At 68.7% G+C, this 20,539-nt stretch carries 23 protein-coding genes; 14 read left to right on the forward strand and 9 right to left on the reverse strand.

Annotation, left to right across the window (positions count from 1 at the left end; genetic code table 11):
- Positions 1-43: 43 nt before the first annotated feature.
- The 8 genes from ACSHSS_RS21700 (at position 44) to ACSHSS_RS21735 (ending at position 7,319) form a co-directional block, all read left to right on the forward strand.
- The gene (locus ACSHSS_RS21700) at positions 44-1,555 is read left to right on the forward strand and encodes a 2-hydroxymuconic semialdehyde dehydrogenase (RefSeq protein ID WP_261532401.1); all 1,512 of its coding nucleotides are present in this window, start codon (positions 44-46) and stop codon (positions 1,553-1,555) included.
- A gap of 28 nt (positions 1,556-1,583) precedes the next feature.
- Positions 1,584-2,366 (forward strand): 2-oxopent-4-enoate hydratase, encoded by a 783-nt coding sequence (gene dmpE, locus ACSHSS_RS21705; protein WP_200032105.1) that lies wholly within the window; start codon positions 1,584-1,586, stop codon positions 2,364-2,366.
- A gap of 40 nt (positions 2,367-2,406) precedes the next feature.
- Positions 2,407-3,330 (forward strand): acetaldehyde dehydrogenase (acetylating), encoded by a 924-nt coding sequence (locus ACSHSS_RS21710; protein WP_006397651.1) that lies wholly within the window; start codon positions 2,407-2,409, stop codon positions 3,328-3,330.
- 55 nt (positions 3,331-3,385) lie between these two features.
- Positions 3,386-4,432, forward strand: a complete 1,047-nt coding sequence (dmpG, locus tag ACSHSS_RS21715) for a 4-hydroxy-2-oxovalerate aldolase (protein ID WP_176000876.1) — start codon at positions 3,386-3,388, stop codon at positions 4,430-4,432.
- Positions 4,429-5,217, forward strand: a complete 789-nt coding sequence (dmpH, locus tag ACSHSS_RS21720; RefSeq protein WP_176000875.1) for a 2-oxo-3-hexenedioate decarboxylase — start codon at positions 4,429-4,431, stop codon at positions 5,215-5,217. The genes dmpG and dmpH overlap by 4 nt, the downstream gene beginning before the upstream one ends.
- A gap of 28 nt (positions 5,218-5,245) precedes the next feature.
- The gene (locus tag ACSHSS_RS21725) at positions 5,246-5,437 is read left to right on the forward strand and encodes a 2-hydroxymuconate tautomerase (RefSeq protein WP_006397654.1); all 192 of its coding nucleotides are present in this window, start codon (positions 5,246-5,248) and stop codon (positions 5,435-5,437) included.
- 33 nt (positions 5,438-5,470) lie between these two features.
- Entirely contained in the window at positions 5,471-6,292 is an 822-nt protein-coding gene (locus tag ACSHSS_RS21730) for an alpha/beta fold hydrolase (protein WP_006397655.1), read from the forward strand.
- Positions 6,293-6,416: 124 nt separating this feature from the next.
- Positions 6,417-7,319 (forward strand): SphA family protein, encoded by a 903-nt coding sequence (locus ACSHSS_RS21735; protein WP_445545536.1) that lies wholly within the window; start codon positions 6,417-6,419, stop codon positions 7,317-7,319.
- Positions 7,320-7,414: 95 nt separating this feature from the next.
- Here ACSHSS_RS21735 and hndA read toward each other — a convergent pair whose 3' ends face one another.
- Positions 7,415-8,365 (reverse strand): 2-hydroxy-1-naphthoic acid nonoxidative decarboxylase, encoded by a 951-nt coding sequence (gene hndA / locus ACSHSS_RS21740; RefSeq protein WP_088621905.1) that lies wholly within the window; start codon positions 8,363-8,365, stop codon positions 7,415-7,417.
- A gap of 121 nt (positions 8,366-8,486) precedes the next feature.
- Between hndA and ACSHSS_RS21745 the strand changes: the two genes are divergently transcribed.
- Complete coding sequence (locus ACSHSS_RS21745) at positions 8,487-9,371, forward strand: LysR substrate-binding domain-containing protein (protein WP_176000874.1); 885 nt, start codon at positions 8,487-8,489, stop codon at positions 9,369-9,371.
- A 36-nt stretch (positions 9,372-9,407) separates the two neighbouring features.
- Here the strand turns inward: ACSHSS_RS21745 and dbpA are convergent, their stop codons facing one another.
- The 4 genes from dbpA to ACSHSS_RS21765 all read right to left on the reverse strand — a co-directional run bounded on the left by dbpA (position 9,408) and on the right by ACSHSS_RS21765 (position 13,452).
- A complete protein-coding gene (dbpA, locus tag ACSHSS_RS21750; RefSeq protein ID WP_006397659.1) occupies positions 9,408-10,802 on the reverse strand; it encodes an ATP-dependent RNA helicase DbpA in 1,395 nt (464 codons plus the stop codon).
- Positions 10,799-10,996, reverse strand: a complete 198-nt coding sequence (locus ACSHSS_RS21755) for a hypothetical protein (RefSeq protein WP_006397660.1) — start codon at positions 10,994-10,996, stop codon at positions 10,799-10,801. Before ACSHSS_RS21755 ends, dbpA begins: the two co-directional genes overlap by 4 nt.
- A gap of 441 nt (positions 10,997-11,437) precedes the next feature.
- The gene (locus ACSHSS_RS21760; protein ID WP_039223232.1) at positions 11,438-12,025 is read right to left on the reverse strand and encodes a DUF4410 domain-containing protein; all 588 of its coding nucleotides are present in this window, start codon (positions 12,023-12,025) and stop codon (positions 11,438-11,440) included.
- Between the two features lie 497 nt (positions 12,026-12,522).
- Positions 12,523-13,452, reverse strand: a complete 930-nt coding sequence (locus tag ACSHSS_RS21765; RefSeq protein ID WP_261532402.1) for a LysR family transcriptional regulator — start codon at positions 13,450-13,452, stop codon at positions 12,523-12,525.
- 97 nt (positions 13,453-13,549) lie between these two features.
- Between ACSHSS_RS21765 and ACSHSS_RS21770 the strand changes: the two genes are divergently transcribed.
- The 3 genes from ACSHSS_RS21770 to ACSHSS_RS21780 all read left to right on the forward strand — a co-directional run bounded on the left by ACSHSS_RS21770 (position 13,550) and on the right by ACSHSS_RS21780 (position 16,363).
- Positions 13,550-14,773: a Zn-dependent hydrolase gene (locus ACSHSS_RS21770; protein ID WP_261532452.1), complete on the forward strand. Its 1,224-nt coding sequence runs from the start codon at positions 13,550-13,552 to the stop codon at positions 14,771-14,773.
- 157 nt (positions 14,774-14,930) lie between these two features.
- Entirely contained in the window at positions 14,931-15,398 is a 468-nt protein-coding gene (locus ACSHSS_RS21775; RefSeq protein WP_006397669.1) for a cupin domain-containing protein, read from the forward strand.
- A gap of 125 nt (positions 15,399-15,523) precedes the next feature.
- Positions 15,524-16,363, forward strand: a complete 840-nt coding sequence (locus ACSHSS_RS21780) for an SDR family NAD(P)-dependent oxidoreductase (RefSeq protein WP_261532403.1) — start codon at positions 15,524-15,526, stop codon at positions 16,361-16,363.
- Between the two features lie 118 nt (positions 16,364-16,481).
- Here ACSHSS_RS21780 and surE read toward each other — a convergent pair whose 3' ends face one another.
- The 3 genes from surE to ACSHSS_RS21795 all read right to left on the reverse strand — a co-directional run bounded on the left by surE (position 16,482) and on the right by ACSHSS_RS21795 (position 18,582).
- Entirely contained in the window at positions 16,482-17,261 is a 780-nt protein-coding gene (gene surE / locus ACSHSS_RS21785) for a 5'/3'-nucleotidase SurE (RefSeq protein ID WP_012217716.1), read from the reverse strand.
- 294 nt (positions 17,262-17,555) lie between these two features.
- On the reverse strand, positions 17,556-17,855 hold the full coding sequence (locus ACSHSS_RS21790; protein WP_261532404.1) for an AzlD family protein: 300 nt from the start codon (positions 17,853-17,855) through the stop codon (positions 17,556-17,558).
- Positions 17,848-18,582, reverse strand: coding sequence for an AzlC family ABC transporter permease (locus ACSHSS_RS21795; RefSeq protein ID WP_006397673.1), 735 nt, complete (start codon positions 18,580-18,582; stop codon positions 17,848-17,850). Before ACSHSS_RS21795 ends, ACSHSS_RS21790 begins: the two co-directional genes overlap by 8 nt.
- Before the next feature lie 124 nt (positions 18,583-18,706).
- On the opposite strand from ACSHSS_RS21795, the gene ACSHSS_RS21800 reads away from it, so the two are divergent.
- On the forward strand, positions 18,707-19,165 hold the full coding sequence (locus ACSHSS_RS21800; RefSeq protein WP_261532405.1) for an Lrp/AsnC family transcriptional regulator: 459 nt from the start codon (positions 18,707-18,709) through the stop codon (positions 19,163-19,165).
- Between the two features lie 131 nt (positions 19,166-19,296).
- On the forward strand, positions 19,297-19,866 hold the full coding sequence (locus ACSHSS_RS21805; RefSeq protein ID WP_006397675.1) for a hypothetical protein: 570 nt from the start codon (positions 19,297-19,299) through the stop codon (positions 19,864-19,866).
- A 136-nt stretch (positions 19,867-20,002) separates the two neighbouring features.
- Here the strand turns inward: ACSHSS_RS21805 and ACSHSS_RS21810 are convergent, their stop codons facing one another.
- Positions 20,003-20,335, reverse strand: a complete 333-nt coding sequence (locus tag ACSHSS_RS21810) for a DUF2322 family protein (RefSeq protein WP_006397676.1) — start codon at positions 20,333-20,335, stop codon at positions 20,003-20,005.
- Positions 20,336-20,539: the final 204 nt, after the last annotated feature.

The following is a 20,539-nucleotide window of genomic DNA, read 5'->3' on the forward strand; positions in this document are numbered from 1 at the left end:
GAGCACACCCGATCACGGATTCACGTTTATCGGCAGACACATCATGTACGACACGGAATCGATCGCCGCGACACGCGGCCCCGCCGGCGGGCAGCCGGAACCGCGGCGAGTCCGCCACTTCATCGACGGCGAGTATCGCGCGGGCGAACGCTGGTTCGACAAGCGCTCGCCGCTCGACAACACGCTGATCGCGCGCGTCGCCGAGGCAAGCTGCGCCGATGTCGATGCGGCCGTGCAGGCGGCGCGCGCCGCGCTCGCGGGCCCGTGGGGCAGCCTCAGCGTCGCGCAGCGCGTCGAGTTGCTGTATGCGGTCGCGGACGGCATCACGCGCCGCTTCGACGACTTCCTCGAAGCCGAGGTCGCCGATACCGGCAAGCCGGTGAGCCTCGCCAGCCATATCGACATCCCGCGCGGCGCGGCGAACTTCAAGGTGTTCGCCGACGTCGTGAAGAACGTGCCCGGCGAGACCTTCGAAATGGCGACGCCGGACGGCGCAGGCGCGCTCAACTATGCGATCCGCCGGCCGGTCGGCGTGGTCGGCGTGATCTGTCCGTGGAACCTGCCGCTGCTGCTGATGACGTGGAAAGTCGGGCCCGCGCTCGCGTGCGGCAACACGGTCGTCGTCAAGCCGTCCGAGGAGACGCCGCAGACGGCCGCGCTGCTCGGCGAGGTGATGAACGCGGCGGGCGTGCCGCGCGGCGTCTACAACGTCGTGCACGGCTTCGGGCCCGCGTCGGCCGGCGAATTCCTGACGACGCATCCGGGCGTGAACGCGATCACGTTCACGGGCGAGACGCGCACGGGCGCCGCGATCATGAAGGCCGCGGCCGACGGCGCGCGGCCGGTCAGCCTCGAGATGGGCGGCAAGAACGCGGCGATCGTGTTCGCGGATTGCGATTTCGACGCGGCCGTCGAAGGCACGCTGCGCTCGTGCTTCGCGAACGCGGGGCAGGTCTGTCTCGGCACCGAGCGCGTCTATGTCGAGCGCCCGCTGTTCGAGCGTTTCGTCGCCGCGCTGAAGGCCGGCGCCGAAAGCCTGCGGCCGGGACGGCCGGAAGCGGACACGACCGGCATCGGGCCGCTGATCAGCCACGAGCATCGCGACAAGGTGCTGTCGTATTACCGCAAGGCGATCGAGCTCGGCGCGACCGTCGTGACGGGCGGCGGCGTGCCCGACATGCCGGCCGAGCTGCGCGACGGCGCGTGGGTGCAGCCGACGATCTGGACCGGCCTCGACGACGATTCGCCGATCGCGCGCGAAGAAATCTTTGGGCCATGCGCACTCGTGATGCCGTTCGACACCGAGGCCGAGGTGATCGGCCGCGCGAATGCGAATGCATACGGGCTGTCCACCGCGATCTGGACCGCCAACCTGTCGCGCGCGCATCGCGTTGCCGCCTCGATCGAGGTCGGCATCGCATGGGTCAATTCCTGGTTCCTGCGCGATCTGCGCACCGCGTTCGGCGGCACGAAGCAATCGGGCATCGGCCGCGAAGGCGGCGTGCATTCGCTGGAGTTCTACACGGAACTGCGCAACGTCTGCATCAAGCTCTGATCCCTTTTCTCCTGACCGGAAGATTCATATGGACTCCACGTTGATCACCACGCTGGGCGACCGGCTGTACGACGCCATGACGTCGCGTACGCCCGTCGCGCCGCTGACGTCGCAGCACGAAGACCTGTCGGTCGACGACGCCTACCGGATCCAGCAGCGCTTCGTGCAGCGCCGCACGGAAGCAGGCGAGACCGTCATCGGCAAGAAGATCGGCGTCACGTCGAAGGCCGTGATGGACATGCTCGGCGTGTACCAGCCCGATTTCGGCTACCTGCTGTCGGGAATGGTGTACGGCGAAGGCGAATGCATTGCGCTCGACACGCTGATCCAGCCGAAGGCGGAAGGCGAGATCGCGTTCGTGCTGAAGCGCGACCTGCTCGGCCCCGGCGTGACGAACGCGATGGTGCTGGCCGCGACCGAATGCGTGATGCCGTGCTTCGAGATCGTCGATTCGCGGATCCGCGACTGGAAGATCCGCATCGGCGACACCGTCGCGGACAACGCGTCGTGCGGCGTGTTCGTGCTCGGCGACAAGGCGGTGAGCACGCGCCGCGTCGATCTCGCGACCTGCGGGATGGTGCTCGAGAAGAACGGCGACGTGATCGGCACGGGCGCGGGCGCGGCGGCGCTCGGCTCGCCGGTGAACGCCGTCGCGTGGCTCGCCAACACGCTCGGCCGCCACGGCATCGCGCTGCGGGCCGGCGAGGTGATCCTGTCCGGCGCGCTCGCCGCGATGGCGCCGGTCGCTCCCGGCGACAACTTCCGCGTGTCGATCGGCGGTATCGGCGCGTGCTCGGTGCGGTTCGCGTGAGCGGCGCCGTTCCCATTCACTGGCAAACAAGGACTTCACCATGACCCGAAAAATCCGTTGCGCGCTGATCGGCCCCGGCAATATCGGCACCGACCTGCTCGCCAAACTGATGCGCAGCCCCGTGCTCGAACCCGTGTGGATGGTCGGCATCGATCCCGATTCCGACGGCCTGAAGCGCGCCCGCGAGCTTGGCCTGAAAACCACCGCGGACGGCGTCGACGGCCTGCTGCCGCACGTGCAGGCCGACGGCGTGCAGATCGCGTTCGACGCGACGAGCGCCTACGTGCATGCCGAGAACAGCCGCAAGCTGAATGCACTCGGCGTGCTGATGATCGACCTGACGCCGGCCGCGATCGGCCCGTACTGCGTGCCGCCCGTGAACCTGAAGGATCACATCGGCTCGGGCGAGATGAACGTGAACATGGTCACCTGCGGCGGCCAAGCGACGATTCCGATGGTGCGCGCGATCTCGCGCGTGCAGCCGGTCGCGTACGGCGAGATCGTCGCGACCGTGTCGTCGCGCTCGGTCGGGCCCGGCACGCGCCGCAACATCGACGAATTCACGCGCACGACGGCGGCGGCCGTCGCGCAGGTCGGCGGCGCGAAGCAGGGCAAGGCGATCATCGTGATCAACCCGGCCGAGCCGCCGCTGATCATGCGGGACACCGTGCACTGCCTGACCGAGGACGCACCCGACGAAGCGCGCATCGTCGAATCGGTGCACGCGATGATCGCCGACGTGCAGCGCTACGTGCCCGGCTACCGGCTCGTCAACGGCCCGGTGTTCGACGGACGGCGCGTGTCGGTGTACCTCGAGGTCGAAGGTCTCGGCGACTACCTGCCGAAATACGCGGGCAACCTCGACATCATGACGGCCGCCGCCGCGCGCACCGCCGAGATGTTCGCCGAAGAACTGCTGGCCGGTCGCCTCGCGCTCGCGCCGGCCGCGCCGGCCACCGCGTGACGCGCGCCGCGGCGCGCCCGCGAATTTCGAACCCACGGACGAACAAGGAACGGCAATGAATCTCAAAGGCAAGCGAATCACCGTCCACGACATGACGCTGCGTGACGGCATGCACCCGAAGCGTCACCAGATGACGCTCGACCAGATGCGCTCGATCGCGTCCGGGCTCGACGCGGCCGGCGTGCCGCTGATCGAGGTCACGCACGGCGACGGGCTCGGCGGCGCATCGGTCAACTACGGCTTTCCCGCACACACCGACGCCGACTATCTCGGCGCCGTGATCCCGCTGCTCAAGCGCGCGAAGGTCTCGGCGCTGCTGCTGCCCGGCATCGGCACCGTCGATCACCTGAAGGAGGCGCATGCGCTCGGCGTGCATACGATCCGCGTCGCGACGCATTGCACCGAGGCCGACGTGTCGGAGCAGCACATCGCGATGGCGCGCCAGCTCGACATGGATACCGTCGGCTTCCTGATGATGAGCCACATGAACAGCCCGGAAGGGCTCGTGAAGCAGGCGAAGCTGATGGAGTCGTACGGCGCGAACTGCGTCTACATCACCGACTCGGCCGGCTACATGCTGCCCGACGACGTGAAGGCGCGCCTCGCCGCGGTGCGCGACGCGCTGCGGCCCGAGACCGAGCTCGGCTTTCACGGCCACCACAACCTCGCGATGGGCGTCGCGAACTCGATCGCCGCGATCGAGGCCGGCGCGAACCGGATCGACGGCGCGGCGGCCGGGCTCGGCGCCGGTGCCGGCAATACGCCGCTCGAGGTGTTCGTCGCGGTCTGCGAGCGGATGGGCATCGAAACCGGCGTCGACGTGTGGAAGATCCAGGACGTCGCGGAGGATCTCGTCGTGCCGATGATGGACTTCCCGATCCGCATCGATCGCGACGCGCTGACGCTCGGCTATGCGGGCGTGTACGGCTCGTTCCTGCTGTTCGCGAAGCGCGCGGGCGACAAGTACGGGATCCCCGCGCGCGACATCCTCGTCGAGCTGGGCCGGCGCGGGATGGTCGGCGGCCAGGAGGACATGATCGAGGACACCGCGCTGACGCTCGCGAAGGCGCGCGCGGAACAAGCGAAGCAGGTGGCCGCATGAACCTCTCGACCGACATCGTCGAATCGCTCGCCGCGCATCTCGACGACTGCATGCGCGACGCGCGCGACACGACCAAGATCACCGACCGTCATCCCGAGATGGACTGGGACGACGCATATGCGGTGCAGGATGCGATCCGCCGCCGCCAGCTCGCGCGCGGCGCGCGCATCGTCGGCTACAAGGCCGGGCTGACCTCGCACGCGAAGATGCGGCAGATGGGCGTCGACACGCCGGTGTTCGGCTTCCTGACCGACGTCTACGACCTGCCCGAAGGCGGCGAGTGCGACACGTCCGCCCTGATCCACCCGAAGGTGGAGCCCGAGATCGCGTTCGTCACGAAGGCCGAGCTGAAGGGGCCGGGCTGCCATATCGGCGCGGTGCTGGCCGCGACCGACTTCGTCGTCGCCGGCATCGAGGTGATCGACAGCCGCTACCGCGACTTCAAGTTCGATCTGAAGAGCGTGGTGGCCGACAACACGTCGGCTGCGCGCTTCGTCGCGGGCGGCCGCCCGCTTGCGGTGGACGGCGTCGACCTGCGCACGCTCGGCATCGTGCTCGAGAAGAACGGCCTGCCCGTCGCGTTCGGCGCCGGCGCGGCGGTGCTCGGGCATCCGGCCGCCGCGATCGCGATGCTCGCGAACCATCTCGGCGCGCGCGGCGAGTCGATTCCGGCCGGCAGCCTGATCCTGTCGGGCGGCATTACCGAGGCGGTGGCGGTCGAGGCCGGCGACAGCGTGACGCTGCGCGTGCAGGACATCGGCTCGGTCGGCCTGCGCTTCATCTGAACCCAGCACGACGAAACGGGAGGGCATCGTGCCGATAGCTCATCTGTACATCCTCGAAGGCCGCGACGACGACAGGAAGGAACGCCTGATCGCCGAGGTCACCGAGGCCATTCATCGCTCGCTCGATGCACCGGTCGAATCGGTGCGCGTGATCATCACCGAGATGCCGAAAGGGCATTTCGGGATCGGCGGGCAAAGCGCGAAGCGGCGCGGGCGCTGAGGCGCGCCGCGCGACAAACGACTGGGGAGCGTCATGTCAACCAACCCTGAAATCGGCCGCCGGATCGTTGCCGGCGGCATCGACACGAACTATCACGACCTCGGCGACGGCCCGCCCGTGCTGCTGATTCACGGCTCGGGGCCGGGCGTGACGGCTTACGCGAACTGGCGGCTCACGATGCCGGCGCTCGCGCGGCAGTTTCGCGTGATCGCGCCGGACATGGCGGGATTCGGCGAGACCGAGCGTCCGGCCGGCTACCGGTATTCGATGGACAACTGGGTCGACCACGCGCTCGGCCTGCTCGACGCGCTCGGCGTCGAGCGCGCGCACGTGATCGGCAATTCGTTCGGCGGTGCGCTGGCGCTCGCACTCGCGATTCGTGCGCCGGCGCGCGTCGGCCGGCTCGTGTTGATGGGCGCGGCCGGCACGCGCTTTACGCTGACCGAAGGGCTCGACGCCGTGTGGGGCTATACGCCGTCGATCGCGAACATGCGCGCGCTGCTCGACGTGTTCGCGTTCGACCGCACGCTCGTGAACGACGAGCTTGCGAAGCTGCGCTACGAAGCGAGCGTGCGGCCCGGCTACCAGGAGGCGTTCGCGAACATGTTTCCGGCGCCGCGCCAGCGCTGGGTCGATGCGCTCGCGAGCGACGAAGCGCAGCTGCGTGCGCTGCCGCACGACACGCTGATCGTGCACGGGCGCGAGGATCGTGTGATTCCGCTCGCGAGCTCGCAGAGGCTGCTCGAGCTGCTGCCGAACGCGCAGCTGCATGTGTTCGGGCGGTGCGGGCACTGGACGCAGATCGAACACGCGGCGCGTTTCAACCGGCTCGTCATCGACCATTTCAACGAGTAGTGCATCTGTGCAGGACGCGTTGCCGTCATATGTCGGATACGACGATGCGCGGCGGTAACGCGGCGGGTTTGCATCTGAATCGACATAAGAAAGTCACTCAGTACTACCAATATTGGAGACATCGATGAAACGAAAGGCTGCATTCGGAGTGGTCTCGCTCGCCGCGTGCGCGGGCATCGCGTTGAGCACCGGTGCATCGGCGACGGAGGGCGGCGGCGATACGATCGGCGAGGGCGCCGAGGCGTTCTTTGCGGGCGCGCTGCCGCCGGCCGGACTGTACGGGTTGCTGTACTACACGCACTACCATGCGTCGCGCTTCAACGATTCGCACGGCAACGGCTCAGTGCCGGGCTTCAAGCTCGATGCGGACGTGCTGATTCCGCGCGTGGTCTGGATGTCGAACCTGTCGGTGCTAGGCGGGCGCTACGGCGCCTATGCCATGCTGCCGATGGAGCATCTGGCGCTGGATGCCGGCGGCGCATCGTTCGACCGCACCAACCTCGGCGATCTGATCGTGAGCCCGGCGCTGATCGCATGGGGCGCGGGCGCGCTGCGCACGGTGGCCGCGATCGAATTCGTGTTTCCGACCGGCCAGTACGACATGCACGCGGCGCTGAACACCGGCAAAAACTACTACACCGCGCGGCCGGTGTTCGGCGTGACGTGGCTGCCGAACGACAAGGTCGAAGTGTCCGCGAAGATCACCTACAGCTTCAACTCGCCGAACAAGGACACGCACTACCACTCGGGAAACCTGTTCCATGTCGACTATTCGGCGAGCTATGCGGTGACGCCGAAGGTGCGTGTCGGGCTGTCGGGCTATTTCGTCAAGCAGACGACGGACGACATGCAGAACGGGCAGCCGGTCGCCGGCGACGGCTTTCGCGGGCAGACATTCGCGATCGGGCCGGGGATTCGCTATCAGTTCAGCAAGATCAGCGTGGAGGCGCGCGTCGTGAAGGAGTTCTTCGTGCGCAACCGGCCGGCGGGCGAGGCGGTGTGGGCGAAGGCCGTGATCCCGTTCTGACGGCGCGGGGCGGCTGGCCCGGCATGCGTGACGCCGCCGTGGCGGCGGGCGTCACGTTGCGCGTTGCCGCGTTGCCGCGTTGTTGTGTTGTTGCGTCAGCGCGCGAGCGCGGCGAGACGCGGGAACAGCGGCAGCGCGTTCGTGCGATGGATCGCGGCGTGCCGGTCGGCGTCCGGCGCGGGATACGCGTCCAGCGCAGCGGTGAACGACGTGCCGACGGACGCCGGCGCGTACGGGAAGTCGCTGCCGTACAGCACGCGATCGGGCTGCGCGAACGCGACGAGGCTGGGCAGCGCGGACGGCGCCGACAGCGCGGTATCGAAATAGAAGCGGCGCAGCAGGTCGAGCACCCCGTCGCGGTCCGGCACGTCGTGGCGCACGCCCGGCGCGAGTTCGGCGAAGCGATAGGCGGCATACGGCAGGAAGCCGCCGGCGTGCGACAGGATGATGCGCACGTTCGGGTAGCGCGCGATCACGCCGTTGAGCACCAGTTGCAGCGCCGTGCGGGTCGTGTCGAACGGGTAGTCGAGCAACGGTCCCGGGATGCCCGGCAGCATGTCGATCGCGGGCTTGGCCGGGTGGATGAACACGACTGCGCTGCGGCGGTCGAGCGCGGCCCACACGGGTTCGAACGCCGCATCGCCGAGATACGTGCCGCCGTAGTTGCTGAGCAGCACGACGCCGTCGGCGTTCAGCGCGTCGAACGCGTGCCCGATCTCGGCCAGCGTGCCGTCGACGTCGGGCAGCGGCAGCGTCGCGAAGTTGCCGAAGCGGGCGGGCCATTGCGCGACGAGGCCGGCCACGTATTCGTTGATGCGGCGCGCCATGTCGCGCCTGGCGCTGCCGTTCCAGCCCTGCACGCCCGGTGCCGTCAGCGACAGCACGCCGGTCTCGATCTCCAGCGAATCCATGAAGGCGAGCGCGCTTTCCGGGCTCCACGCCGGGCTGCGCCAGCCCGATGGATCGCCGCCGTGCGCCGGCAGTGCGTCGGCCCAGAACGGCGGCACGACATGCTGGTGAACATCGATACGGTGATGGTCGGTCATGATGCGCTCCTGTGAATACGGGCTGCGTCGCAGCGTTCGATCGACAGCATGCGCGCCGTTGATTTTTCGATCCAATAGATTAAATTTCGAGATTGATTGTTTTGCGTGATCAATCGAACGTATGGATCTTCGACATCTGCGCTACTTCCTCGCGGTGGCCGAGGAGGGGCATTTCGGGCGCGCGGCGGAGCGGCTGCATATCGTGCAGCCCGCGCTCAGCGTGCAGATCCGCGCGCTCGAGGACGAGCTCGGCACGGCGCTGTTCGTGCGCAGCACGCGCAAGGTGATGCTGACGGATGCCGGCCGGATGCTGGTGACCGAGGCGCGGCGCACGCTCGAGCAGGCCGAGCGCGCGAAGACGCTGATCCAGCGTGCCGCGCGCGGCGAGACGGGCGTGGTGCGGATCGGCTTCGTCGGCAACGCGGTCGCGACGGGCCGGCTGTCCGACGACCTGACCGCGTTTCATGCGGCCTGGCCCGACGTGGCGCTCGAACTGCACGAAATGGCGCCCGCCGCGCAGCAGGATGCAATCCTCGCGGGGCGACTCGACATCGGCTATTGCCCGGCGTTCGGCACGGCCTTCGATCCGAAGCTGTCGGTGCGAACGGTCGGCAACTGGGCGTGGCAGGTCGTGATGAGCGACCGGCATCCGCTCGCGAAGCGGCGCACGGTGCCGATCGCGGCGCTGATGGACGAGCCGTTCATTCTCTATGCGGCCGACGGCGACGACGAAGGGCAGCTCGCGATTCTGCGGCAGGTGCTCGGCCGCGCGCCGCGCGTCGCGCACAAGGTGAGCAGCACGCTGTCGGTGCTCGCATTGACGGGCGCGGGGCTCGGCGTGGCGCTCGCGCCGGCGCCGCTGAGCCGGATCGCGGCGCCGAACGTCGTCTATCGGAAACTCGGGAAGGGCGGCCCGCGGTCGGAGCTCGTCGTGCTGAGCCGGATCGGCGGGGAATGGGGAGCGGTGGAGCGGTATCTGGCGATGCTCGGCGAGCGCACCGCGTAAGCGCCGCGGCGGGCGCTCGCGCGGTGCGCGTCGGCGTCATTCGTCCATCAGCCGGACCTTGACGCGCTTGCCCTTGATCTTGCCCGCATTGAGCTTGCGCAGCGCGTCATGGGCGATACCGCGCTCGACTGCGACGTAGGTCGAGAACTCGGTCACGTTGATCTTGCCGATCTGCTTGCCGTCGAATCCCGCATCGCCGGTCAGCGCGCCGAGCACGTCGCCGGGACGGATCTTGTCCTTGCGCCCGCCGAGAATCTGCAACGTCTCCATCGGCGGCAGCAGCGGCGCGTCGCTTGCGGGCGTCAGTTCGGACAGCGGCCGCCATTCGACGTCGCGCTTCTGCGCCTGTTCGATCGCGCCGACGCGGCCCATCTCGTCCATGCTCGCGAGGCTCAGCGCCCAGCCTGCCTGATCGGCGCGGCCCGTGCGGCCGATCCGGTGCACGTGCACTTCCGGGTCGGGCGTCACGTCGACGTTGATCACCGCTTCGAGCTGGGCGATGTCGAGCCCGCGCGCGGCGACGTCGGTTGCGACGAGCACCGAGCAGCTGCGGTTCGCGAACTGGATCAGCACCTGGTCGCGTTCGCGCTGTTCGAGCTCGCCGTGCAGTGCCAGCGCGTGGAAGCCCTGCGCGTGCAGCACGTCGATCAGGTCGCGGCATTGCTGCTTGGTGTTGCAGAACGCGATCGTGCTGACCGGCCGGTAATGGTTCAGCAACATGCCCACGGCATGCAGCCGCTCGGTTTCGGTCACTTCGTAAAAGCGCTGACGGATCTTGCTGTCGTCGTGGCGCTCTTCGAGCTTCACTTCCTTCGGGCTGCGCAGGAACTGCTGGCTCAGTTTCGCGATGCCGTCCGGGTAGGTCGCCGAGAACAGCAGCGTCTGCCGCGTCGGCGGACATTGGCGCGCGACCTTGGCGATGTCGTCGAAGAAGCCCATGTCGAGCATGCGGTCCGCTTCGTCGAGCACGAGCGTATTCAGCGCATCGAGCTGCAGATTGCCGCGATCGAGGTGATCCATGATGCGGCCCGGCGTGCCGACGACGATATGCGCGCCGTGCTCGAGGCTTTGCGCCTGCGGACGCATCGGCGTGCCGCCGCAGAGCGTCAGCACCTTCACGTTTTCCTCGGCGCGCGCGAGGCGGCGCACTTCCTGCGCGACTTGGTCCGCGAGTTCGCGCGTCGGGCACAGGATCATCGCCTGCACGTCGAAACGGCGGGCGTCGAGGCGCGACAGCAGCGCGAGCGAGAACGCGGCGGTCTTGCCGCTACCCGTTTTCGCCTGCGCGATCAGGTCGTGGCCGGCCAGCGCGATCGGCAGGCTCGCGGCCTGGATCGGCGTCATGTCGACATAGCCGAGCTGCTCGAGATTGGCCAGCATGGCGGGCGTCAGCGGCAGCGTGCTGAACGGCGTGGCGGTCGGTTGCGTCAAGACAGGTCTCCGAGGTAGGGGCGGCCTTCCATTTGCTCGTAGACGACATTGCCTTCGTCGTCTTCGAAGCGTTCGACATAGTTGCGGGCGCCGCACAGCGGGCAGCGGAACAGCAGGCCCTGGCCTTCGTCCTTGATCACGACGTCGGACGTCTCCCACTGCGTGCCGCAGCTCTGGTTTCGGCAGGTAAACACGGTCTTTCTCCAGCTGAATTCGGTTGAGGGCGCCCGGGCGGGCGTGGCAGCGAAGCGCGGCGCTCGCGCGGCTCGGGCGCGGGCCGCACCGGCGGTCGCGCGGACCGCGTCGATGCAGAGGGTGGATCGGGTGGCGACGGCGTCGCACGTGCCCGCAATTCTAGCGGATGCCGGGGGCGGTAGCGGGGAACGGTGCCGCACGAGCGGGCGGAGACGATCGGTCGTGTGCGGCCGAGGACCGGCGAACCGTTGCGGGTGGCGGGCTTTCCGCTTCGTGCCGTCGTTCGGCACGATCGCGCGGATCGGCTGCTGCCCTTCAGGCTGTTGCCTCGGAGAAGCGCATCGCGCGCCGCGAACTCGGCCAAGTGCGTCGAGCGACGAACCGGCAGCCTCGGAGGCGCCCGGCGGGCCGCGATGGCGCGATCCGCCGGACGTTCGGTATTACAGCTTCGACTTGCCCGTTGCAGCGGCGGCCTGCTGTGCAGCGGTGGCCGGATCGAGCGTCGCGAGCGTCTGCTCGGTGAACTTCTCGTACAGCCAGTCCATGCGCATGCTGTCGATGCCGGCGATGCCGCCGAGCGCATACGATGCCGACACCTTGAAGCGGTCGACCGGACGATTGTCGGCATCGGCGAGCGTCACGGTGCCGTTCACATGATCGTTGCCGGCCATGAAGCCGAACATGACCGCGGAAAAGCTCGACCGCACGCGAATGCCGGTGACTTCGACGTTCAGGTGCATCGCATCGGGCGAATCGGCTTTCGCGAGCAGCTTGCGCGCGTCCAGGGCGGTTTCGAGCTTCTCCTGCAGCTTTTTCGCGTCGAACTTCAGGTTGTCTTTCAGTTCTTCCCGCGCGGTGTCGTCGAGCGTGACGTTCACGATCACGGGTTTCGTACCGAAGTGCGTCGTCGACGCGGTGACGGGCGCCCCGGCCGAGGTGCTCGCGTCGCGCGTCACGCTGCTTGCGCAGCCCGACAGGAAGCCGATCGTTACGCATGCCAGCGCGGCATGACGGAAGAGGGATTTCATCATTGGGTCTTTTGGTCTTGTGATTGGGATTGTTTGAACAGGCTGGGTAGCCGGAACTGAACCTAACACGCCGCGATTCGATTCAATTCGTCGAAAAGACGGGGAAGTTTGGCGCTGGATTGGGTATGTGTTCATCGCGGTGCGGGCGCGCTGGTGATGGCGTACGCTTGTCGCCTGCGTGTGGCGTCTGCTCGCTGCGGCCCATGCGCTCCAAAGCCGTTTGCATGGCGGCGTGCAGCCGCCGCCGAGCTCCATGCGGCTCGGCGCGCCGCCCGGTCTCGCGAGGTGCCCCGGCATGCCGCCAGCGGCCCGCCGTATTGAAGCGTCGGCTGCGACCGCATCGATCGTCGTCTCGTCGCGTGGGCAGCCCGCGTCGCGCGGCCGTGGGGCCGCATGCCCGTGTGTGCCTCCGCGCTCCGTGCCTCATGTGCGCCGTGCGCCGCGTGGCCCGTGCGCGCTCGCCGTCGCCCGTGCCCACCTCCCTCCGCCCACGCAGATCACACGCCGTCGCCGCCGCCCTCGCCACCCGACACCTCGGCCGCGGCCGCCTTCAAACAGTCGATCAAGCGCAGCGCGGCCGGCGTCAGCAGCGCGTGCCGCCGCATCACGATCGCGACCGTCAGCGTCGGCAGCGGCTCGGCGAGATCGAGCACGACGAGCCGGCGCGAGCCTCGCTCGACGTCGGCGAGCGGCCGCGCGAAGACGCCGAGCGCATCCGTCCGCGACACGAGCCCGAGCGTCGCCGCGAACGACGGGCAGTGCACGATCCGCTTCGGCATCTCGATCCCGCGCGGAACGAAGATCGACCGGATCAGATCGTCGCCGCCGTCCCCGTAGCGCGGCACGCACCAGCGCGCGTCGCCGAGCTCGCGCAGCGACCGCGCGCGGGCCAGCCGATGCCGGCTGCGGGCGACCACGACGAACGCGGTGCGGAACAGCGGAATGCTCGCGAATTCGTCGGCGTCCGGCAGCGCGTCCGACAGCTGATGCGTGACGATGAAATCGAGCGAACCGTCGCGCAGTCGCGCGAGATCGGTCGCAGTCAGCGCGTCGTCGATATTGACCGTCGCGCCGGGCAGCGCGCGCGTGAACGCATCGAAGGCGTGCGGCAGGATCGTCAGCGCGACGGTCGGGCTGACCGCGATCGACACCGAGCCGGTCGTGCCGAGCCGCAACTGCTCGATTTCGTCACGCGTGCGCTGGATCTCCTCGACGATGCGCCGCGCGCGAATCGCGAACGCGCTGCCGTAATCGGTCAAGGCGACGCCCTTGACGCTGCGCATCACGAGCGGCACGCCGAGCTCGCCTTCGAGCTCGCGCACGATGCCGCTGACGGCCGGCTGCGTGACGCCGAGCGCGCGGGCGGCGCCGCGGATCGTGCGGTGCTCGGCGACGGCGAGGAATGCATTGAGCTGCTTGAGCTTCATCGGGGTGACAAGAAGAAGTTATCGTGCGCAAGAAACTCTTGGATTTTCCTTATCGGATCGAGTGTATATGCTCGGGGCTTTTCAGGAGCGACTGGCGATGGTGCGCGTCAACCAGCAACGACTGTGGGATTCGCTGATGGAGATGGCAACGATCGGCGCAACCGCGCGCGGCGGCAGCTGCCGGCTCGCGCTGAGCGACGACGAGGTGCGCGGCCGGCGCCGCTTCATCGCGTGGTGCGAGGCAGCCGGCTGCGAGATCCGCATCGATCCAATCGGCAACCTGTTCGCGCGGCGGCCCGGCACGGAGCCCGACGCGCCGGCCGTGATGTGCGGCAGCCACCTCGACACGCAGCCGCTCGGCGGCCGCTTCGACGGCGTCTATGGCGTGCTCGCGGGCCTCGAGGCGATCCGCACGCTGAACGAGCACGGCATCGCGACGCGGCATCCGATCGACGTCGTCGCATGGACGAACGAAGAGGGTTCGCGCTTCACGCCCGGCATGATGGGTTCGGCCGTCTATGCGGGCAAGCTCGACCTCGACGACGCGCTCGCGCGGCCCTGCATGCACACCGGCGTGCGGCTCGGCGACGAGCTCGAACGCACGGGCTTCGCGGGCCCTGCGCGCGAGCGGCAGATGCCGAAGGCGTACTTCGAAGCGCATATCGAGCAGGGGCCCGTGCTCGAGAATGCAGGCGTGCCGATCGGCGTCGTGACCGGCGTGCAGGGCATCGTCGAACTCGACGTCACGGTGACCGGCTTCGAGTCGCATGCCGGCACGACGCCGATGAGCGTGCGCAGGGACGCGATGGGCGTCGCGGCCGCGATGATCGCCGCGATCGTCGAGCACGGGCACGGCTTCGATGCCGATGCGCGCGTGACGGTCGGCCATCTCGCGTGCCAGCCGAATTCGCCGAGCACGATACCGGGGCAGGTGCGCTTCAGCGTCGACGTGCGTCATCCGTCGCGCGCGGCGCTGCAGCGGCTCGTCGCCGACATCGGCGCGATCTGCACGCAGCGCACCGCGCTGCGCGGCACGCACGTGGATGTGCAACTCATCGCCGAGTACGACCCGATCGCGTTCGACGCGGCATGCATCGAACGCGTGCGGCAGGCAACGATCGCGGCCGGCTATCCGTATCTCGAGATGTTCAGCGGCGCCGGGCACGATGCGGTGAACCTGTCGTACGTCGCGCCGAGCGCGATGGTCTTCGTCCCGTGCAAGGCCGGCCTCAGCCACAACGAGGCCGAGGACGCAGATCCCGTCCATCTCGCGCAAGGCGCGTCGGTGCTCGCGAACCTGCTTGTCGACTGCGCGCGCTAGGACGCGGCCGCATGCCGGCGGCGGCGGCCGTGAAGGCGGTGTCGCGACACGCGCGAAATCGCGACGCGCGCCAAAAAATGGCGGACAATCGTCGGCGGCCGGCGCCATGCCGGCCCGTCCGTTCAACCGCTGCATTCCCGACGCTTGCGAGATCCCCATGTCGACGACACCCCCGCGGGAGCTGCTGAAGGCTGCCGACATCGCGAAGATGGAACCGACACGCGCGGTTCATCCGCTCAATCCCAATGCCGTGCGGCTGCGCAAGCCGCTCGGCGATCTGACCGGCATCACGCAGCTCGGCTTTCATCTGATCACGTTGATGCCGGGCCACGAGTCGGCCGAATATCACCGGCATCTGTACGAGGAAGAGTGCGTCTACGTGCTGTCCGGTAACGGCACCGTGACGATCGGCGAGCGCCGCGAAGCGGTCGGCCCCGGCGATTTTCTCGGCTTCGCGCGCGGCGGCGAAGCGCATACGCTGCAGAACACCGGCGATACGCCGCTCGAACTGATCGTCGTCGGGCAGCGGCTCGAGCATGACGTCTGCGAATACCCGCGGGTCGGCAAGCGCCTGTATGTCGCCGGGCCGCTCGAAGACTTCGTCGACTTGCCGACACAGCCGTAACGCGCTCGCGCGATGGCGCCGGCCGCACGATGTGCGACGCGCGCGCTGCCGCGATCGCACCCAGGAGTCGCGCGGCGGTGCGCGTCGCGCTTATGATGCGGAATCGCCATCCGCAGGGTTCCGCCATGGACACGCCCCACCCGCCGACGCACGCCCCGATCCCCGACACCGAACTCGAAGCCGAGGCCGACGCCGAAGTCGAAACCTCCGTCGAGCCGCGCGCGTCGCGCGTGCATCGGCCGGTTGCGCTCGTCACCGGATCGACGTCGGGGATCGGCGCGGCGATTGCGCGGCGCCTCGCCGCGGACGGTTACGCGGTGGTCCTGCATTCGCTGCGGTCCGTCGAGACGGGCCGCGCGATGGCGACCGAACTCGGCGCGGCATACGTGCAGGCCGATCTCACCGACGATGCCGAACGCGTGCGGCTGATCCGCGATGCGCTCGCGGTGCACGGCCGCCTCGACGTGCTCGTCAACAACGCGGGCATCAGCCGCACGATCGCGCACGACGATCTGGCGGCCGCGACGCCCGAGGTATGGCGCGAGCTGTACGAGATCAACGCGATCGCGCCGTTTCGGCTCGTCGCCGAAGCGCAGCCCGCGCTGCTCGAAGCGGCGTCGCACGGCCGTGCCGGCTGCGTCGTGAACGTCAGTTCGCACGCGGGCGTGCGGCCGAAGGGCGCGTCGATTCCGTATGCGGCCGCGAAAGCGGCGCTCAATCACACGACGCGCCTGCTCGCGCGCACGCTGGCGCCGGCCATCCGCGTCAATGCGGTCGCGCCGGGCCTCGTCGATACGCCGCTGACGGCCGACTGGACCGACGCGCAGCAGCTCTGGCGCGAGCGTGCGCCGATGCGCCGCGCGGCGACGCCGGACGACGTCGCGCAGACGGTCGCGATGCTCGTCGCGTCCGACTACGTGACGGGCGAGATCGTCATGCTCGACGGCGGATTGAATCTGACGTAGCGGGGCGCCGCCGGCTGCCGGTCCGCTAATCGGGGGCGTAGCGCTGTCTGCTGCGGCCAGGATCGGCGGCTGTGTCTCGCTCCGGTCGATGAGCCCTCGCCCTCGCCCGACCGGCGACTCAGCCGATGCTCGAGCGCAGCCGCGCGAGCGCGTGATCATGTGTGCGTTCGAACTTCAGCGGCGTGACGGAAATGAAGCCTTCGCCGAGCGCGACCGTTTCCGAATCGGCGTCGTCGTCGCGCGGCGCGCGCGCGAGTTTCAGCCAGTGATACTCGATGTCGCGCGGATCGCGCCCGGACACGATTTCGACGCCCTGCAGCGTGCCGGCGCCCTGATTCGTCGCCTTCAGGCCGCGCACGTCCTGCGCCGGTCGCGCGGGGAAGTTCACGTTCAGGCACACGTCGCTGTCCCAGCCGGCCGCGACGAGCCGGCGGACGACGTCGGGCGCATGCGCAAGCGCGGTGTCCCACGGCACCGCGTGCCGATCGGTGAAGGCCTGGCTCAGCGCGATGGCCGGCACGCCGAGCAGCATGCTCGTCATCGCGGCGCCGACCGTACCCGAGAACACGGTCTCGGTGCCGAGATTGGCGCCGCGATTGACGCCCGACAGCACGGCGTCGGGCCGCGCGTCCTTCATCAGATGGCTGACCGCGATCGCGACGCAGTCGCCGGGCGTGCCGCGCACCGCGAAGCGGCGGTCGTCCTTGCGATGCACGCGCAGCGGCTCGTGCAGGCTCAGCGAGTGCGACGTGCCGCTCTGGTCCTCGGCCGGCGCGACGATCCACACTTCGCGCGCGAGCTGCGCGGCGACGCGTTCGAGCACGGCGAGACCGGGGGCGTCGAATCCGTCGTCGTTGGTGAGCAGGACGCGATCGAACAGCGGGCGGGTTTCTTGCATCGGAACGTTCCTCGTGGAGATGGGGCTGCGGACATCGTCGCCGCGTGCGCGGGCGGCCGGCCGGGGCCGCGCGCCGCGTGTGCGGCGAAGCGACGGATTGCCGAAGAGTATGACGCAGCGCGCGCAGGTCCGGCGTGCGGCAGCGCGCAGCGCTTCGTTGCGCGCCGAGGCACGCACGTCTCGGCGCGCATGCGGCGCGATGCCGCCGATGTGAAAACGGGCGCTTGCGCGCCCGTCGTCGGATGGACCGCTGGACCGCTGGACCGATGACCGGCCGCGGCGGGCCTGCGTGCGCTAGCCGAGCAGGTGCCGCAGCACGCCGGCCGCCACGACGCCGATCGCGACGGTCGGCAGGATCGACAGGCGCGTGGCCGCGACGATCGTGATGCCGAGCGCGAGCAGGTCGGCCGGACGCGTCGACACGAACGCGGGCGCGATCACGGAGATCAGCACGCAGCCCGGCACGTTCTCCATGACGGCTGCCATCCGCCGGCTCAGCGGGCGGTTGCGCAGCATCACGTAGCCGAGGATGCGCGACAGGTAAGTCGTCGACGCCATCAGCACGATCGTCGCGACGGTGCTGAAATCAGGCATCGCGCGGCTCCCACCACAGCGCGGCGATCAGCCCCGCGCACGCGCCCGCCGCGACGTACCAGGCGCCCGGCACGGCCAGATGCGTGGCCGCCGCGACGACGAGGCTCACGAACCACGGCCGGCTCGCGCGCAGGCCCTTCCACATCCCGCGCAGCAGCACGAGAAACACGGCCGTGAACGCCATGTCGAAGCCGTACTGTTCGACGTTGCCGATCGTCGGCCCGACGGCGGCGCCGAGCGTCGTCATCGAGATCCACGTCAGGTAGAGCCCGGCGCAGATCCCCGCGTAATACGGGACGCTGATGTGCGTGTCGGCGCGCGAGCGCGTATCGGCAAGCGACATCGCCCAGCTCTCGTCGCACATGAAGAACAGCGCGGCGAACGCGCGGCGGCGCGGCAGGCGCCGGATATACGGCGCGAACGCGGCGCCCATCAGGATGTGACGCGAATTCACGAGAAACGACATCGCGACGATCAGCGCGATGTGCGGCGGCGACGTCCACAGATGGATCGCCGCGAATTCCGAGCCGCCGCCGAAGTTCAGGCCCGTCATCATCGGCACCTCGAACAGGCTCAGCCCTTTTTGCGCGGCCTGCGCGCCCAGCACGAGCGCGAACGGCACGAAACCCAGCATGACGGGCAGCGCCGCGCGCAAGCCGCGGCCCATCTCGGCGACATGGGCGGGCCGCTCGCGCAGCCCGGACGACGTTGAAACGCTACTGCTCATTACTCCTCCTTCGGGGGAGGGATTGTCTGCTTTTTTGACTCGAATCGGGTTGCGTTGTCGCCATGTTTTTCGCAGAATTTGGCATCGAACGTGCAATACGCAAATTTTTTGGAATCGGGTGCCAATGAAGCTTGACGCAATCGACCGGCGGATCCTGACCGCGCTGCAGCGCGACGGCCGCATGCAGAACGTGCAACTCGCGCAGGAGGTCGGGCTGTCGCCGTCGCCGTGCCTGCGGCGCGTGCGGCTGCTCGAGGAAGCGGGCGTGATCGAAAAATACGTGGCCGTGCTGAACCCGGCGAAGGTCGGCAAGGGGCTGACGATCTTCACGCGCGTGTGGCTGAAGGGGCAGGACGCGGAGACGGTGAACCGCTTCGCCGAGGCGGTCCAGCAGATGCCGGAAGTCGTCGAATGTCATCTGATGGCGGGCGACTGCGACTTCCTGCTGCGCGTCGTCGCGGCCGACATCGACGACTACCGCCGCTTTCAGATGGAATATCTGACGCGCATTCCGGGCGTGCTCAGCGTGAAGACCGACATTCCGATGCAGAAGATCAAGCTGACCTCGGCGCTGCCGACGTAGCGGCGCGCGGTGCGTTCACGGAAAGTGCGCCGAACGCCCGATACACTGATGCAACGCGACGCCGCCGCGGCGATGCCGCGCAGGCGCCGCGCGGTAGCGAAACGCCCCTGCCTTTTCCTGTCGAGCGAAACATGCAGCCCGTGAACAGTCCGTGGAATTCGCTGGAAATCGTGAAGCTGGTGCTCGGCGTGCTGACGCCGCTGTCGGTGGCCGGCCTCGGCTGGCTGGTCGCGCGGCGGCTGAAGCGGCTCGAGCTCGTGCAGTGGACCAACCAGAAGCTGATCGAGAAGCGGCTTGCGCTGTACGACGTGGTCGCGCCGCAACTGAACGCGCTGCTGTGCTTCTACACCTGGATCGGCTACTGGAAGGACATCTCGCCCGACGACGTGATCCGCGCGAAGCGCGAGCTCGACCGCACGTTCCATCTGTATCGCTATCTGTTCGACGACGACGTGTACGACGCGTATCACGCGTACATCCACGCGCTGTTCGAGATGCATACGGGCGCAGGCCGCGATGCGCGCATCCGTTCGCTGATCCACGGGCCGGACGGCGATCGCAGCGTGCACGGCACGTACGACTGGAAGCCCGGATGGTCCGAGCGTTTCGCGACGGACAACGTCGAAGACAAGGCCGACGTGCTGCGGCACTACACGCGGCTGATGGAGCGCCTGCGGGTGGCGCTCGGTGCGAATCGCTGATCGGGATGGTGGCGCGCGGCGAGCAGTGCGCGGCGAGCGGCGAGCGGCGCGTGACGCGTGCGAGGCGCAAGTGGCCCGCCGCCGCGCACGGCACGCACCGCGTTCCTGCGTGCCGGCCGCCGCGGTGCCGCGACGCTCAGCCCTTCGCGACGACGTCGATGCGCAGCGCTTCGCCGCCCGCGACGATCGCGAGCAGCCGATCGACGTTCGGATGCGCGCCCGGGCGATTGCGCGCGTCGGCCGTATGTTCGGCGAACACCGCGAGGCCGTGCTCGGCCGCTTTCGCGTCGAGCGTGCCGAACGTCTGCTTCAGATAGTGGTACACGGCGAGCGAGCCCTGCTTGCCCGGCTGGTTCTCGATGCTGGCCACCACGTCGCCGTTCGCGGCGACGAGATCGATGCGTGCGATGCCGTCGATGGCCGGCAATTGCGCGAGATTGTCCTTGAAGACTGCGGTCGGTTGAATCACTGAAAACACTCCGTCGGTTCATGAGGGGCAACGCGGGCCGTATCTTATCCGATCGCACGCGACGCGCGCGCCGGCGCGCGGCCGCCGCCCGACGTGCGCCACGCGAGCGCCGCGCAGCCGAGCTGCACGATGCTGCCGGCGCCCATCGCGATCCTTAGCAGGCTGCGGAAATACCCAACGGGCGCAGCTTCGCTGCTGACGCAA

It is taken from the genome of Burkholderia sp. BC1 (assembly GCF_052683555.1).

What these genes read in the sequence shown, in the direction of transcription:
- ACSHSS_RS21700 (WP_261532401.1), top strand. Translation starts at nt 44, where the DNA reads ATGTACGACACGGAATCGATCGCCGCGACACGCGGCCCCGCCGGCGGG.
- dmpE (WP_200032105.1), top strand. Translation starts at nt 1,584, where the DNA reads ATGGACTCCACGTTGATCACCACGCTGGGCGACCGGCTGTACGACGCC.
- ACSHSS_RS21710 (WP_006397651.1), top strand. Translation starts at nt 2,407, where the DNA reads ATGACCCGAAAAATCCGTTGCGCGCTGATCGGCCCCGGCAATATCGGC.
- dmpG (WP_176000876.1), top strand. Translation starts at nt 3,386, where the DNA reads ATGAATCTCAAAGGCAAGCGAATCACCGTCCACGACATGACGCTGCGT.
- dmpH (WP_176000875.1), top strand. Translation starts at nt 4,429, where the DNA reads ATGAACCTCTCGACCGACATCGTCGAATCGCTCGCCGCGCATCTCGAC.
- ACSHSS_RS21730 (WP_006397655.1), top strand. Translation starts at nt 5,471, where the DNA reads ATGTCAACCAACCCTGAAATCGGCCGCCGGATCGTTGCCGGCGGCATC.
- ACSHSS_RS21735 (WP_445545536.1), top strand. Translation starts at nt 6,417, where the DNA reads ATGAAACGAAAGGCTGCATTCGGAGTGGTCTCGCTCGCCGCGTGCGCG.
- hndA (WP_088621905.1), bottom strand. Translation starts at nt 8,365, where the DNA reads ATGACCGACCATCACCGTATCGATGTTCACCAGCATGTCGTGCCGCCG.
- ACSHSS_RS21745 (WP_176000874.1), top strand. Translation starts at nt 8,487, where the DNA reads ATGGATCTTCGACATCTGCGCTACTTCCTCGCGGTGGCCGAGGAGGGG.
- ACSHSS_RS21760 (WP_039223232.1), bottom strand. Translation starts at nt 12,025, where the DNA reads ATGAAATCCCTCTTCCGTCATGCCGCGCTGGCATGCGTAACGATCGGC.
- ACSHSS_RS21765 (WP_261532402.1), bottom strand. Translation starts at nt 13,452, where the DNA reads ATGAAGCTCAAGCAGCTCAATGCATTCCTCGCCGTCGCCGAGCACCGC.
- ACSHSS_RS21770 (WP_261532452.1), top strand. Translation starts at nt 13,550, where the DNA reads ATGGTGCGCGTCAACCAGCAACGACTGTGGGATTCGCTGATGGAGATG.
- ACSHSS_RS21775 (WP_006397669.1), top strand. Translation starts at nt 14,931, where the DNA reads ATGTCGACGACACCCCCGCGGGAGCTGCTGAAGGCTGCCGACATCGCG.
- ACSHSS_RS21780 (WP_261532403.1), top strand. Translation starts at nt 15,524, where the DNA reads ATGGACACGCCCCACCCGCCGACGCACGCCCCGATCCCCGACACCGAA.
- surE (WP_012217716.1), bottom strand. Translation starts at nt 17,261, where the DNA reads ATGCAAGAAACCCGCCCGCTGTTCGATCGCGTCCTGCTCACCAACGAC.
- ACSHSS_RS21790 (WP_261532404.1), bottom strand. Translation starts at nt 17,855, where the DNA reads ATGCCTGATTTCAGCACCGTCGCGACGATCGTGCTGATGGCGTCGACG.
- ACSHSS_RS21795 (WP_006397673.1), bottom strand. Translation starts at nt 18,582, where the DNA reads ATGAGCAGTAGCGTTTCAACGTCGTCCGGGCTGCGCGAGCGGCCCGCC.
- ACSHSS_RS21800 (WP_261532405.1), top strand. Translation starts at nt 18,707, where the DNA reads ATGAAGCTTGACGCAATCGACCGGCGGATCCTGACCGCGCTGCAGCGC.
- ACSHSS_RS21805 (WP_006397675.1), top strand. Translation starts at nt 19,297, where the DNA reads ATGCAGCCCGTGAACAGTCCGTGGAATTCGCTGGAAATCGTGAAGCTG.